The 14,983-nt window shown below is 68.3% G+C and carries 7 protein-coding genes; 1 reads left to right on the top strand and 6 read right to left on the bottom strand.

Going from position 1 to position 14,983, the window contains the following annotated elements; all coding sequences use genetic code 11:
- Positions 1-89: 89 nt before the first annotated feature.
- The 3 genes from AC1DW3_RS10315 to AC1DW3_RS10305 form a co-directional block, all read right to left on the bottom strand.
- Positions 90-2,867, bottom strand: coding sequence for a TonB-dependent receptor domain-containing protein (locus AC1DW3_RS10315; RefSeq protein ID WP_477931094.1), 2,778 nt, complete (start codon positions 2,865-2,867; stop codon positions 90-92).
- Positions 2,868-3,328: 461 nt separating this feature from the next.
- Positions 3,329-6,346, bottom strand: a complete 3,018-nt coding sequence (locus AC1DW3_RS10310) for a TonB-dependent receptor (RefSeq protein ID WP_477931092.1) — start codon at positions 6,344-6,346, stop codon at positions 3,329-3,331.
- 169 nt (positions 6,347-6,515) lie between these two features.
- Positions 6,516-8,687 carry a malate synthase G gene (locus AC1DW3_RS10305; RefSeq protein ID WP_477931090.1) on the bottom strand — a complete coding sequence of 724 codons (2,172 nt, stop codon included), beginning with the start codon at positions 8,685-8,687 and terminating at the stop codon, positions 6,516-6,518.
- A 156-nt stretch (positions 8,688-8,843) separates the two neighbouring features.
- Between AC1DW3_RS10305 and AC1DW3_RS10300 the strand changes: the two genes are divergently transcribed.
- Positions 8,844-9,749, top strand: coding sequence for a LysR family transcriptional regulator (locus AC1DW3_RS10300; protein WP_477931088.1), 906 nt, complete (start codon positions 8,844-8,846; stop codon positions 9,747-9,749).
- A 141-nt stretch (positions 9,750-9,890) separates the two neighbouring features.
- On the opposite strand, the gene AC1DW3_RS10295 is transcribed toward AC1DW3_RS10300, so the two are convergent.
- From AC1DW3_RS10295 to AC1DW3_RS10285, 3 genes are all read right to left on the bottom strand, one after another.
- Entirely contained in the window at positions 9,891-11,591 is a 1,701-nt protein-coding gene (locus AC1DW3_RS10295; protein ID WP_477931086.1) for an AMP-binding protein, read from the bottom strand.
- Between the two features lie 123 nt (positions 11,592-11,714).
- Positions 11,715-14,489 (bottom strand): serine/threonine-protein kinase, encoded by a 2,775-nt coding sequence (locus AC1DW3_RS10290; protein ID WP_477931084.1) that lies wholly within the window; start codon positions 14,487-14,489, stop codon positions 11,715-11,717.
- 13 nt (positions 14,490-14,502) lie between these two features.
- Positions 14,503-14,983, bottom strand: a 481-nt coding sequence (locus AC1DW3_RS10285) for a hypothetical protein (RefSeq protein ID WP_477931082.1), incomplete at its 5' end; no start/stop codon positions are given.

Genomic DNA, 14,983 nt, shown 5'->3' with positions numbered 1-14,983 from the left:
GGAGCGGCGCGCATTCTCGCCCCCGAAATGAAAAAGGCCCGCCGAGGCGGGCCTGAAGAGGCCGGCGCGAAGCCGGCCGGATCACGTCATCAGAACGTGTAGGTGCCGGTCACGTAGACGGTGCGCATCAGCGGGCTGGCGTAGCGCGGGTCATAGGCAACCTGGTGGCCCGAAGAGTCACGCAGCGTCAGCGGCGGGGCCTTGTTCAGCAGGTTGGTGACGCCCAGACGCAGTTCCAGCGCCTTGCTCCACTTGTAGCTGCCCTGGTAGTCGATGGTGTAGTACTCCGGCACATTCAGCGCGATGGTCGTGTTCTTGCCCGTCGACAGGTCACGAACGGTCTGCGCACGGTCCTGGTACTTGCTGCGGTACTTGAACTGCAGCGAGTTGGTCAGGGCGCCGGTTTGCAGCTTGGCCTGCGCGGTCAGGATATTGCGGAAGGTCACGGCGGCGTTTTCGCCGTAGTGGCCCAGGCTGTCCGTGAAGTCGTTGCTCGTGCCTGCACGGGTGTACGAGGACTCGATGATGTACGTGCCAGACACCGAGGTCGTCAGGCGGCCGACGCCACCGATTTCCGTGCGGCCTTYGAGTTCCCAGTCGATACCCTTGGTGATGGCCTGACCGATGTTGGTCGACAGGGCCATGAAGGCGTAGAAGTTCGACGTTTCAGCCGGCTGCTTGTACGTGGTGAACAGGCTCTGGTACTTCTGCGGATCGCCGAAGGCCTGGTTGGCCGACACGCCGCTGACGGCGTCGCGCAGCTTGACTTGCCAGTAGTCCAGGGCCGCGCTGAAGTTCGAGCTCGGCTCGATGCGCACGCCCAGGGTGGCCTGCTTGGACTTCTCGGGCTTCAGGTTCTCGTTGCCGCCGCTCAGCTGCGTGTACTGGGCCTTGCCAGGCTTGCAAGGCGGCGAACCGCTGCCGTCGCCAGGGAAGGGGCAGTCGTAGCTGGAGGCGGTCACGCCGTTGGAGACCAGCGGCTGGGCGATGTCCAGCATGTCCGGGGCCTTGAAGCCCGTGCCGTAGGAGCCACGGAACATCAGCTGGCTGGAGACCTGGTACTTGCCCGACAGCTTGTAGGTCGATGCCTTTTCCGTCTTGCCGAAGTCGCGGTTGTTGATCGCGTCCTTGATCTTGCTGATGCTGTCGTAGCGCAGCGAGGCATTGACCTCGAGGCCCTTCACGACCGGGATCAGCAATTCAGCGAAAACGCCGAGGTTGTCGCGCTCGAGGTCGTACTGCGGGTTGGCGGCAAAGTTGTAGATGACGCCGTTGACCGCGTCGGCAGACGGGGTCTGCTTGTAGTGGTAGTTGCGGACGTCGGCGCCGACACCCAGGTTCACCGCACCGGCGGGCAGGTTGAAGACTTCGCCCGAGGCGCGCACGTCGCCGCCCTTCAGCGTCGTCGAGGCGGTACGGATGCTGCCGTGGTAGATGGAGTCGCCGATCAGCTTCTGCGCGGCGGAGGTCTGGTTGCCCGACGGCACAAACGGGTCGATGGCCAGCGTGCTGACGATGTTCGTGAACTCGGTGGTCTTGAAATAACCGCCGATGTAATGCTCGTCCAGCGAGTTCTGCGACCAGGTCAGCGCGCCATTGATGTTCCAGCTACCGACGTCGGCATCTGCGCCGACGACGACGTGCTTGGCAGTGGTGAAGGTCTCCGAATCGCGGGTACCGAAGTCCGTCGCGCGGAAGCCTGCCGTGACGGTGTTGACGCGGGCCTGCTGGGCGGCCGTCAGATAGGGCGAGACGTACTTGTTGTACAGCGCCGATCCGACCGGGATGTTGATGGGCACCGGGTTCGGCGCGATACGGGCGATCAGGTCGTACTTGGAGTAGGCGATGTCCGAGAACAGCTTGAGGTTTTCAGAAACCTTGAGCTGACCCGTGACGAAGGCCGAATCACGCGTGGATTCGGGATAGATGTCGATGGTCGACACGAAGTCGAACGCGCATTGCGCGGTGCCGACGGTGGCCGCGCTGCCTGCCGGAATGGTGTTGGCGAGGCTGTAGAAATTGTTGGGGGCGCAAACGCCCTTTTCCTTCATGTAGGGGTTGAAGGAGTAGGCGCCCAGCGTCGCGGTGTCAGCACCGATCCGCTTGAACGTCACCTGCGCGTTGGCCGGGTCGGCGGACGTGCTGGTGCGGTCGTAGACGTAGTTGTTGCCCTGGAAGTAGACCGGCACATAGGCGGTCTTGGCGAAATCGCGATCGCTGGACTTCAGCTGCTTCTGCTGGTCGCGGCGATAGGACGCCACGACGTTGAAGCGGTCACGGTCGAGGTCGCCGAAGCCATAGGTGATGGAAGCAAAGGCCGACTTGCCGCCGCCTTCCAGCGGGTTCGAGTAGCTGGCCGTGACTTCGCCGCCCTGCTTGTTGCGCTTCAGGACGAAGTTCACGACGCCGGCAATGGCGTCAGAGCCGTACAGGGCCGAGGCGCCGTCGGTCAGCACTTCGATGCGATCGATCGCGCTCATGGGGATCGAGTTCAGATTGACGCGACCACCGTCACCCGAGGGTGCCAGGCGGCGGCCGTTCAGCAGCACCAGCGTGTAGGCTTGGCCGATGTCGTGCAGCGAGGCGAAGACGGTGCCGCCGGAGTTGGAGCCGATGGCGATGTCGGCAATCTGGAAGCCTTGCATGGCCGGCATGCGTTGCAGCAGTTCGGCCACGTTGGTGGCGCCGGTGGCCTTGATCTGCTCCGAGCTGATGACCTGCACGGGCAATGCGCCCTCGCTGGCGATGCGCTTGATACTGGAACCAGTGATTTCGACCCGTTCCAGTTGCTGCTGGGCGATAGCCGGCTGCATGGCTGCGGCGAGACAAGCCAACGCAGCGGCGCTGACGGCATGAAGTTTGAACATCGAAGGAACTCCTAACAATTAAGACAACTTGCCTAACCTGATGGGCGGCAAGTGCTAGGCCACAGCCCCGGCCGTAGCGCCGGAGAGTCGCGGAAGTGTGATGAAAGATTGCTGAGCACCTTTGCGGGTTCGCCCCAATTGAGTGGGCTCGGCCGTGCCGACGCGTGCTTTTCGTGGCGCCAGGCGCGCAAATCCCTAGCTCACGCGGCGCAGCGCGCGTGCACTGTCGTTATCGGGCAACAGAAGCCGATTTTTCCGGCGGGTTGTTCGAACCAGAAAGCAACAGATTGACACCGAAATGGGTGTTGCCAGCCGCTGGCATTGCCTGCAGCGCAGTGCCAAAGCGAAGCGTCCCGGCCGAACGCGTGGTCGCCAGGACATCGAGGATTGCACCAGAAGGGGGCTCGCAGGGGGCGCGAGCCTGTCAGGGCCTGCCCGCCAAGGGCAGGCCCTGCGCGGCATCAGAACTCGTAGCGGCCGCTCAGGCGCACATAGCGCGGTTCCTGCGTGGCCGTCGGGCTGCCGTAGTTGGCGTTCTGCCGGTAGGGTGCGACCTCGCTGGTGGCGTAGCTGTAGTCGCGCAGTTCGTTGTATTCCGTCGCCTTGCGGGTGTTGAACACATTGAAGACGTCGGCCTGCAGCGTCAGCCGGCTGGYGGCCCACTTGGGCTTGTAGGCGAACTGCATGTCGAACTGATGCGTCCACGGCGTGCGGCCCGCCGTGCCGCGCGGCACCAGCTTGACCTCCGTCGTGCTGGTGCGGCAGTAGTAGGACGAAGCGCTGCCGGTCCAGGTTTCGGCGAAGTCGGGCACCGTGTTGGGCACGAAGCCGATGCAGCTGTACGGCCGGCCCGAGGTCAGCACCGCGTTCAGGCCCATCGACACCTCTTCCGTCAGCGCGTAGGTGCCAAACACCTTGAAGGTGTGGCGGCGGTCGTTGGGCAGATAGCCCTTGGCGCCATCGGTGAAGGAACCGAAGTCGAAGTCCTGGGTGATGCCCGCGTCCTCCTGGTTCAGCTGCGACTGCACATAGCCCTCGGCGGTGCCGCGGCTCTTGGCCAGCACATAGGAGACCTGCAGGCCCCACTTGCCGTCGAAGGGCTTCTCCAGGGTCAGCTCCAGCGCCTTGTAGGTGCGGGTGTAGGGCGCGAGGCGGAAGTAGCTGGCCGGGATGTTGACGGTCGTCAGCTGGCCATCGTTCTTCAGGTCCATCGCCAGGCTGACATCCTTGCCCGGGTTGAGCACGATGCAGGAGGCCAGCGTGCCGGAGTCGAAGGCGGTGTAGCCGTTGTCCGCCGCCCAGTCTTCCATGGCGTAGTGGCCGCAGAAGTCATCCATGCCGCTGTTGATCTTGCGGTAGGTGAACTTGGCGCCGGCCGTCCAGCCCTTGGCGACGGCCTTCTGGATGCCCAGGATGTATTCGTCCTGGTTCATCGGGCTCAGGTTGGTGGCGGAGATGGTGGCCGGGTTGGGGATGCGGCCGTCGGAGTTCACCAGCGTGGTGCCGATCTGGGTGGTGCCCGTCGGTGCGGCTGTGCGCGGGTCCTGGCCGGTGTAGCGGTAGTAGGCCTCGGTGTTGAACTCGCCGCGGGTGGCGCGGATGTTGGTGTTGGACGCCACCGGGATGTAGTAGCGGCCGACATTGCCGTAGACCTTGAGCGTGGAGTCGCCGTTGGCATCCCAGGAGAAGCCCAGGCGCGGCGCCATCTCGCGGTCCTTCTTGACGAAGCTCACGCCATCGCTGTTCTTGTTGTCGAAGGATTCCCAGCGCAGGCCGCCGTAGAGCAGGATTTCCTTGGTGACCTTGAAGCTGTCCTCGACGTAGTAGGCGCTGTTCTTGACCTCGTACTCGCCGCTGGTGTTCTGCGAGATGCGGCCGCGCACATAGGGCGTGTTGCCGGGCAGGGCCACGCCGCGCACGGTGCCGCCGGCGGCCGGGGTCACGAAATAGCGCCAGTAGATGCCGCCCGAGTAGTCCGAGCCGCCGGCCTGGCCGGAGGTGAAGGTCTGGTTGTCCAGGCCGGCACGGATGGTGTGCTTGCCGGCGACGTACTCCAGGTCGACGCGGTAGGCCTTGCGCTTGTCGATGTCGGTGGGCGGTGCGTTGGGGTCGCGGCCGGGAGCGCCGGGGAAGATGCCGTTCCAGCAGCCCAGCGGGGCCGTGGCGCCGACGTTGTAGACGGTCGGGCAGTCGGATCCGTTCAGGCGCGCGCCGCTGAAAATGGGCTGCTGATCGTCCACGCGGCCGGCCAGGGCCGAGATCGTGAGGTCGTCGGTCAGGTAGCCGGTGTACTTGAGGATGTCGACGCGGCCGCCGGCCGTGCGCTTGCTGGCGCCGGGCGTGCCGTCCAGCGTGCCTGCATAGGGCGTGGCGGAGTCGTAGTCGTAGTAGTCGCGCTTGCTCTTGGTGCTGATGCCGGTGTACTCGAAGAGGTGGTTGTCCGTCGGCGCGAAGTCGACCTTGACCAGCCAGTTCGGATGCGTGTCCTTGATGCGGTGGGACTGGCTTTCCTCGAAGGTGTCGGTCGTGTTGCTGCGGCCTTCGACGAGGCCGAAGACAAACAGCTTGTCCTTGATGACGGGACCGCCGACATAGGCGTTGTACTCACGCACCTCGCGGCGGTTCAGCGTGGTGTCGTAGTAATAGTGCGTGTAGGGCGGCAGCGACGGGAAGGCGCTGTCCAGGTCGGTTTCCTTGTTGGCGACGCGCACGCCCTTGCTGCGCAGGGCCTGCGGCTCCCAGTAGACCGAGGCGCCGCCCGTCCATTCGTTGGTGCCGCGCTTGGTCAGCAGGCTGATGACGCCGCCCAGCGAGCGGCCATATTCGGCGCCGTAGCCGCCGGTCTTGATCTGCTGCTGCGCGATCGCCTCGAAGGGCAGATTGGCATAGGACAGGAAGTTGCGGATGTTGGTGACGTCAAAGCCGTTGATGTAGTAGCCGTTCTCGGCCACCGAGGCGCCGGCGAAGGACGGCAGGCCGCCCTTGTCGCCCAGGTCGGCATCCCCCTTCACGACGCCCGGCGCCAGCAGGGCCACCGCGTCGACGTTGCGCGCCACCGGCAGGGCGCGCAGCTGCTCGGCGGTGAACACCGTGCTGCTCTCCACGCTGGCCACGTCGATCATCGAGCGGCTGGCGCGCCCCGAGATCTCGATGCGTTCCATCTCCTGGACATTGAGCTTGACCTCGGTCCCGGAACCCAGGGCCACCACCACCTCGCGCGTGACGCCGCCCGAGGTCACGCGATAGCGGCCCGGCTGCAGCTTGGAGAAGGTGAAGTTGCCGGCCGCCTCCGCCGTGGTCTGACGCTGCAGGCCGGTGTCGACGTTGACGATGTTGACGGTCGCGCCGGCCGTGGTGCGGCCGAACAGCGAGCCTTCAGCGCTCTGCGCCTGGGCGGCGCCGGCAAAACCCAGGCTGATCGCCAGGGCGACTGCGCTGTGGCGCAGGAAGGGGGTACGGGGGTGATGCAGGGTAAGCAAGATGGCCCTCCGGAGAGTTGGATCGAGAACCTGACTTCTGACACATGCCAAAAGTCAGGGAGAAGGCCGGAATCTTGATTTCCCCCTAGGAATGCTGGGCCCGTGTTGTCCCTCTGCTTGGCAGGTAGGCAACACCGGGCTTCCGCTGCTTGACAGCGCCGCCAATCTTTCAGCAGGCTGTCTTCACCTTCAGCCGCCAGGCATGCAACAGCGGCTCGGTATAGCCGCTGGGCTGGGCCTCGCCCTTGAAGACCAGGTCCAGCGCCGCCTGCATGGCCGCGCCCTGCGGGTGGGTGGCCAGCGCCTGGTAGGCCGGGTCGCCGGCGTTCTGGCCATCGACGACCTTGGCCATGCGCGCGAAGGTCTCACGCACCTGCTCGGCCGTCACGACGCCATGGCGCAGCCAGTTGGCGATGTGCTGGCTGGAGATGCGCAGCGTGGCGCGGTCTTCCATCAAGCCGATGCCATTGATGTCCGGCACCTTGGAGCAGCCCACGCCCTGGTCCACCCAGCGCACCACATAGCCCAGGATGCCCTGCACGTTGTTGTCCAGCTCCTGCTGGCGCTGCTCGGGCGTCCAGTCGGCCTGGGGAGCGACCGGGATCGTCAGCAGCGCATTCAGGATGGCTTCGCGCTCGGCAGCGAGGTCGACCTTCTCCAGCGCCTGCTGCACCGCGCTGACGCTGACCTGGTGGTAGTGCAGGGCATGCAGGGTCGCGGCGGTCGGCGACGGCACCCAGGCGGTGTTGGCGCCGGCCTTGGGGTGAGCCACTTTCTGCTCCAGCATGGCCGCCATCAGGTCGGGCATGGCCCACATGCCCTTGCCGATCTGGGCCCGGCCACGCAGGCCGCAGGCCAGGCCGGTCAGCACATTGCTGCGCTCATAGGCCTGGATCCAGCTCGAGGTCTTCATGTCACCCTTGCGCAGCATCGGGCCGGCGCGCATGGCGGTGTGCATCTCGTCGCCGGTGCGGTCCAGGAAGCCGGTATTGATGAAGGCGACGCGGCTGGCGGCGGCGGCGATGCAGGCCTTGAGGTTGACGGAGGTGCGGCGCTCCTCGTCCATGATGCCCAGCTTGACGGTGCTGTCGGGCAGGCCGAGCAACTGCTCGACGCGGCTGAACAGCTCGGCCGCGAAGGCCACTTCGGTGGGGCCGTGCATCTTGGGCTTCACGATGTAGACGCTGCCCGTGCGCGAGTTGCCGCGGCGCTTGAGGTCATGCATCGCGATCGTCGTCGTGACGACGGCGTCCATGATGCCCTCGGGGATCTCGCTGCCATCGGCCAGCAGCATGGCCGGGTTGGTCATCAGGTGGCCGACATTGCGAACGAACATCAGCGAGCGGCCATGCAGCGTCACGGTGCCACCGTTCGGGGCCGTGTAGACGCGGTCGGCATTCAGGCGGCGCGTGAAGCTCTTGCCGCCCTTGGCCACTTCCTCGGTCAGCGTGCCGAGCTGGATGCCCAGCCAGTTGCGGTAGGCCAGCAGCTTGTCCTCGGCGTCCACCGCGGCGACCGAGTCCTCCAGGTCGAGGATGGTGGACAGCGCAGACTCCAGCACGACGTCGGCGACGCCGGCCGCGTCGCTCTTGCCGATGGCCGTCGAGCGGTCGATGCGGATGTCCAGGTGCAGGCCGTGGTGGACCAGCAGCACGCTGGTCGGCGTGGCGGCGTCGCCCTGGTAGCCGGCAAAGGCGGCGGTGTCCTTGAGGCCCGTGGTGGCGCCGGAGGCCAGCGTGACGACAAGCTGGCCGCCTTCGACGCGGTAGCCGGTCGCCTGCGCATGCGAGCCGCTGGCCAGCGGCGCGGCCTGGTCCAGCACCTGGCGGGCGAAGGCGATGACCTTGGCGCCGCGCACCGGGTTGTAGCCACCGTCGCGGGTGGCGCCGTCGGCCTCGGAGATGGCGTCGGTGCCATATAGCGCGTCATACAGCGAACCCCAGCGCGCATTGGCCGCGTTCAGCGCATAGCGGGCGTTCAGGATGGGCACGACGAGCTGGGGGCCGGCCTGCAGGGCCAGCTCGGCGTCGACGTTGGCCGTGGTCGCCTGCACCTGGGCGGGCGGCTCGACGAGATAGCCGATGCGTTGCAGAAAGGTCCGGTAGGCCGGCATGTCGGCGATCGGACCGGGATGGGCCTCGTGCCAGGCGTCCAGCTCGGACTGCAGGCGGTCGCGCTCGGCCAGCAGGGCGCGGTTCATTGGCGCGAGTTCGTGGGCCAACTGGCTGAAGCCGGCCCAGAAGGCGTCGGCTGCGACGCCGGTGCCGGGCAGCACCTCGGTGTCGATGAAGCGGGCCAGGTCGGTATCGACCTGCAGGCGGTGGAGGGTGGTGCGGGGCATGGCGAGACTCCTGCGAGAGGCAACAACGGATGTCGCCAATCTAGCCGCGTCGCGTGTCGGGATTCGCTGCGGGCCGCGCCATTCATCTGTGACAAAAACGCAAAGATCTTTCCTGAAACCGCTGTCTTTGCACCTTTGGGCCAGCACAATCCCGTCATGGACAAGCTCAAGCAGATCGAGTCCTTCGTCCTCGTCGCCGGCAAGGGCAGCCTGACGGCGGCGGCCCAGGCCGAGGGCGTCGCGCCGGCCGTCATGGGCCGACGGCTGGACGCGCTGGAAGCGCGCCTGGGCGTCAAGCTGATGCTGCGCACGACGCGGCGGCTGACGCTGACACCCGAGGGCCAGGCCTTCCTGGAGGACTGCCAGCRCCTCGTCGCGTCGCTGGCCGATGCCGAGGCCGCCGTCAGTGCCGGCGGGCTGAAGGCCAGCGGCCATCTGCGCGTGACGGCCCCGGCCGGCTTTGGCCGCCGCCATGTCGCGCCGCTGGTGCCCAGCTTCCTGGCCGAGCATGCCGACCTCAGCCTGTCGCTGAACTTGAGCGACCGCGTCGTCGACATCGTCCATGAGGGCTTCGACTGCGCGGTGCGCGTCGGCGACCTGCCCGACTCCAGCCTCGTCAGCACGCGCCTGGCCGACAACCGGCGGCTGTGCGTCGCCGCGCCCGGCTATCTGAAGCGGGCCGGCACGCCCAAACACCCCGATGAACTCGGCCGCCATGCCTGCCTGACGCTGAGCTCCGAAGCCAGCCAGGTGCGCGGCTGGGCCTTCCAGATCGAAGGTGCGTTGCAACACCTGCGGCCCGTCGGGCGCCTGGACTGCAGCGACGGCCAGGTGCTGCACGACTGGTGCGTGGAAGGGCTGGGCATCGCCTGGCGCAGCACCTGGGAGGTCGAGGCCGATCTCGCGGCGGGGCGGCTGGTCAGCGTGCTGGACGCCTTCGCGGCGCCGCCCAACGGCATCTACGCGGTGTTCCCGCAGTCACGCCACTTGCCGCTGCGCACGCGGCTTTGGGTGGAGCATCTGCGCGGCCACTACGGCCGCGCTGACTACTGGCGCTCTTGAATTCGGGCCGAGCGCCGGGCCGCTCCCTAGCCGGCCCGCCATGGCGATGTGCTTGCGGCTCAATGCCGCAAGCATCGCCGTCCCCTCGGGGGACCGACCGGGCTCGCCCGCGTTCAGTGGGGCCAGACCGGGCGAGGGGTCTCAATCCCCGAGCTGCACCTTGGCGCGCTTGCCAGCCCAGCTGTCGAACTTGCCGGCGTAAGCCTCCTCGATGCGGTTGCGCTTGACCTTGAAGGTCGGCGTGATGAAGCCGTTGTCGACGGTCCAGGGCGTCTTGATCAGCACCAGGGTGTCGAGCTGCTCGTGCGGGTCCAGGCGGGCGTTGACGTCGTCGAGATGCTTGCTCAGCTCGGCCATCAACGCGGCGCGCTCCGCGTCGGTGCTGGCGCGCTGGATGCCCTGCGGCGACAGCATGGCGATGCCCAGCGGCTGGCCCATGTTGGCGCCGGCCACGCAGCAGGCCTCGATGTTGGGGTTCATGCCCAGCTTGTCCTCGATGGGCGCCGGGGCGACGTATTTGCCCTTGCTGGTCTTGAACAGGTCCTTCACGCGGCCGGTGATGCGCACGCAGCCGTCGCCGTCCTGGCTCACCTTGTCGCCGGTGTGCAGCCAGCCATCCGACGTCAGCGCGTCGGCGGTCAGGCCGGGTTCCTTGTAGTAGCCGATCATCAGCGCCGGGCTGCGCATCTGCAGCTCGCCATTCGCCGGGTCGATGCGCGTCTGCACGCCGCCATAGGCCGGGCCGACGGTGCCGCGCTGGTTCTTGCCCGGCATCGTCATGTGCGACAGCGCCAGGTTCTCGGTCATGCCATAGCCCTCGTTGATGTGCAGGCCGATGGTCTCGTACCACTCCAGCAGCGCCACCGGCATGGGCGCGGCGCCGCCGACGGCGATGCGGCACTGGTCCAGCCCCAGGGCCTTGAGCACCTTCTTGCGCACCAGACCGCCGATGATGGGCAGGCGCAGCAGCTTGTTCATCTTCTGCGGCGGCATCTTGGCCTGCACGCCCTGCTGGAACTTGACCCACAGCCGCGGCACGCTGAAGAAGATGGTCGGCCGCGAGCGCTGCAGGTCGGCCGTGAAGGTGTCCAGCGACTCGGCGAAGAACACCTTGAGGCCGACCTTCAGCCAGCTGTGCTCGACGAGCACGCGCTCGGCCACGTGGGCCAGTGGCAGATAGGACATCATGCGGTCGTTGACGCTCATCGGGAAGCGCGCCAGGCCCTCGCTGATGGCCCAGGCAAAGGCGCCGAAGTTGTGCATCACGCCCTTGGGGTTGCCCGTCGTGCCCGAGGTGTAGATCAGCGTGCAGAGCTCGTCGGCCGCGCGCGTAGGCTCGCCCTTCAGCGGCTCGGTGCGGGCGCAGATGGCGTCCCAGCTCTCGTAGTTCTTCTTCACGTCGTCGGGCGACAGCGCATAGCTGGCGCCAGGCAGGCTGGGCGGCACGCCGGGCTTCATGCCCTCCCAGCCGTCGAGCTTGCCGATGAAGACGAAGCGCGCCTCGCTGTGCGTGAGGATCTGCGTGATGGTCTCGGCGGCCAGCGTCGGGTACAGCGGCACGGACACATAACCAGCCATCCAGATGGCAAGGTCGGTCATCAGCCACCAGGCGCAGTTCTTGGACAGCATCGCCACCTTGGCGTCGGCCGGCCAGCCTTCGGCGGCGCCCTTGGCCTTCAGGAAGGCGGCCATGCGGCGCACCTGGTCGCCCACCTGGGCCCAGGTGAAGTCCTTGACCTCGGGCCCACCCATGGGCTGGGTCAGCGTGACCGTGCTGCCGGCCGTGCGCTCCCAGTGATACAGGCGTTGCAGGGCGAGCTGGTCGGCGGCGATGGTGGCCATGGGCGTGTCTCCTCAGGGGATTCTTTTCGGGAGCCGCAAAGTTAACCGCCTGTAAAGCTGCCCCTCCCCCGGGTAAACACCTTGCGCCGTGACGCCCTGCCCACAGCGCCTAGAGGCAGGTCTCTAGAAACGCCAGTCGCAGTCGGCCGCTGCCGTGCCGGCCTGCAACTGCGCGGCGACGCCGGTCAGTGGATGCGGGTCGGGCGTCAGCTCGGCCAGATTGGGTGGCCGCGCGGCTTCGGCGCGCGTGAGGGCCGCCTCCCAGGGCTCGCCCGCCGCGCGCAGCGCGCAGGCCAGTTGCAGGCGGGCGGTCCAGTCCGGCAGGCCCTGCGATTCGGGCAGGCCGTCGAAATAGGCCACGCGGATGCGCGTCGCCGCCAGCCAGGCCGCCGGCGTGCCGGCCTGCCGGCCCTTGAGGAGGTCGATGCGGCTGGCCAGGTTGCCGGCCTGAGCGAGCAGCGGGCGCAGCGTGTTCAGCCGGTGCTCGATGTCGCGCGCCAGCGCCTGGCCGGCCTCGCCGGCCCCGGGGGCGATGGCGACATGGGCCAGCGTCAGCAGGCCCTCGGCGCGGCGCACGTCTCCGATCAGCGGTGCCGCGTCCAGCTTGACGAGGGCTTCGGCGGCCGCCCGTACCGTGGCCGTGTCGGCGCGCCCGGCGGCCAGCGCGCGGGCCTCCAGCACCAGGGTGCGGCGCAGCAGCCCGGTCACCGCGTCGTCGGCGCCGGCGGCCTCGGTCTCGGCCTGGGCTTTCTCCAGCTGATCCAGGGCCGGGCCGAAGCGCCCCAGCTGCTGCAGATAGACGGCCAGCAACTGGCGCATCAGCGTGCTGGCATGGTTGCCGGGGCGGGCGACGGCATCCCAGCGGCGAATCAGGTCATCGCTGCGCGCCGTGGCCTCGGCCGCGCTCTCGCGTGCGAGCCGCCAGCGCACGAAGGCCAGGTTGCGTTCCAGCACCAGCGCCGGGCGTATGCGCTCGGCCTCCTTCGGATTCCAGAACGGCTTGGCCGCCTCCAGCGAGCGCTCGGCCTCGCGCAGCCGGCCCTCGTAGACATAGAGCACGTTCTCGTAGGTCGCGAAGCGCGCGTGCTCGAAGGGGTTCTTGGCGTAGATCACGTCGTTGGAACGCCGCGCCAGCGCCAGCTCGCGTTCGGCCTCGGCGAAGCGGCCCAGGCGGCCATAGGCGGTCAGCAGGTGCAGGCGCAGGTTGTGCGACTTCTCGCTGAGCGGCCCGTAGCGCTGGTCCCAGCGGGGCAGCAGCGGCTCCAGCAGGTCGATGACGGGCTGGCCGCCGGCCACGGCCGTGTGGATGCCGGCCAGCGAGACGACGGCGTCCTCGGCGCGCGGGTCGTCCTCGCCGAAGGCCTGGCGCGCGTGGGCCAGGCGCGCCTCGGCCAGCGGCGCGGCGACGTCGAAACGCTGCAGCGCGAAATAGGTCTTCACCAGCGTGTTGAAGACGCGGTCCTTGACCTCGGGCTGGTCGTTGAAGCGCGTCGCCAGCTCGTCGCGCTTGCGGTCCAGCAGTTCGACGACGGTGGGCTGGCGGCCGCCGTTCTGGTCGGGGCTGGCGGCGCTCAGCATCTCGGCGAGATAGCCGGTCACCTGGTCGGACTCGCGCGCCGCGGCTTGCGCCTCACGGCGTTGCCACAGGCTCACGGCCAGGCCCAGGCTGAGCGCCGCGATGACCAGCGTGCCGCCGATGGCCACGGCCGCGTTGCGCCTGGCCCAGAGGTGGACGCGGTGGCGCCATTCCTCGGCGCGCACGCTGACCGGGCGCTGCTCCAGCCAGCGCTGCAGGTCATCGATGAGGGCGCCGACGCTGGCATAGCGCTCGGCGGGGTCCTTGCGCAGGGCCTTGGCAGCCACGGCCTCGAGGTCGCCGCGGGCGCGCGCCGCGTCGGGCGGGCGGCCCGGGCCCTGGTCGCGCTCATCGGCACCGCTGCCGGTCGTGCGCGTCAGCCGCACCGCTTCCGTGTGCAGCACCGCATGCTCCAGCTCCGTGCGGCTGCGGCCCTTGCTGTCAAAGGGCAGCTGGCCGCTGGCCAGTTCGTAGAGCATGACGCCCAGCGAGTAGATGTCGGCCGCGACACCCACGGCGGCACCGGAGATCTGCTCGGGCGCCGCATAGGCGGGCGTCAGGCGCCGGCCCGAGATCAGCGTCAACTGGCTGTCGGCCTGCATGCCGGCGTCGTTCAGCAGGCCGGCGATGCCGAAGTCCAGCAACTTGGCACAACCACTCTCGTCGAGCATCACATTGCCGGGCTTGAGGTCGCGGTGCACGATGAGCTGGGCGTGCGCATGCTCGACGGCACGCGCCACTTCGACGAGCAGCTTGACGCGCGCCGCCAGCGGCAGGGCATGGCTGCGTGCATGGGCGCTGAGCGTCTGGCCGGACACGTACTCCAGCACCAGGTAGGCGCGGCCGTCCTGCTCGCCAGCATCCAGCAGACGCGCGATGCCGGGATGCGTCAGGCGGCCGAGCACGGCGCGCTCGCGGGCGAAGCGGGCCGCGAGGCCGGGGCTGGCGAGGTCCTCGCGCAGCAGCTTGATGGCGGCTTCGCCCTGGTAGAGGCCGTCGGCCCGTTCGGCCCGCCACACCTGGCCCATGCCGCCTTCGCCAAGCAGCTCGGCCAGGCACCAGGCGCCGAAGCGGTCGCCGGGCTCGGGCCGCTTGTTGTGGGGGCGTTCGACCAGGGCATCGGCCAGCTGCGCATTGAAGGCGGTCTGGCCGACCAGCACGGTGGCGTCGTCATCCTCCGGCAGATTGGCCAGCATGCGCGCCAGCCGTTCGGCCAGTGCGGGCGGCTGCAGAGCGGCCAGGCGCGCCTGGCGTTCGGCGGCGGGCAGGTCGGCCAGTTCGTCGAAGAGGGCCGAGATGCGCGGCCAGTCGGTGGCGTCCATGGCGTTCATGGGGCTAGAACTGACCTTCCCATTGGCGGCCCGGCTTGCCGCTCTCCAGCTCGCGGCGCAGGGCATCGAGAGGATGGCTGGCCAGCCAGGCCGGGCGCAGCGCGTCGGCGCGCTGCAGCGCCGCGGCGGCCTCCGGCGTGCCGGCCAGGCTGGCCGCGAGGTCGAGCTGGGCCCGCCAATGCGGCAGGCCCTGGGGCTGGGGCAGGGCGTCCAGCAGCGCCACGCGCTGGCGCAGCGCCGCCAGGCTGGCGGGGGCCTGGCCGCGCGCCCGGGCCAGTTCGCCGGCGGCCTGCTCGACGCGGCTGCGCAGTTGCTGGTGGACGTTCAGCCAGGGTTGCGCCTGCAGGTCCTGCAGCGGCGCCAGGGCCTGCTGGGCCAGGGCGAGGTCGCCCAGGCGCAGGCCGACACGCGCGATGGCCAGGCCGGCCTCGGCCCAGGGCGGGCCGCTGACGTCGCGGCTGCGGGCGAGCTCATCGGCCAGGCGG

Source organism: Roseateles sp. P2_H4, from assembly GCF_056403315.1.
Note: the sequence above shows the minus strand (reverse complement) of the source record. Positions and strands in the feature narration are given on the sequence as shown.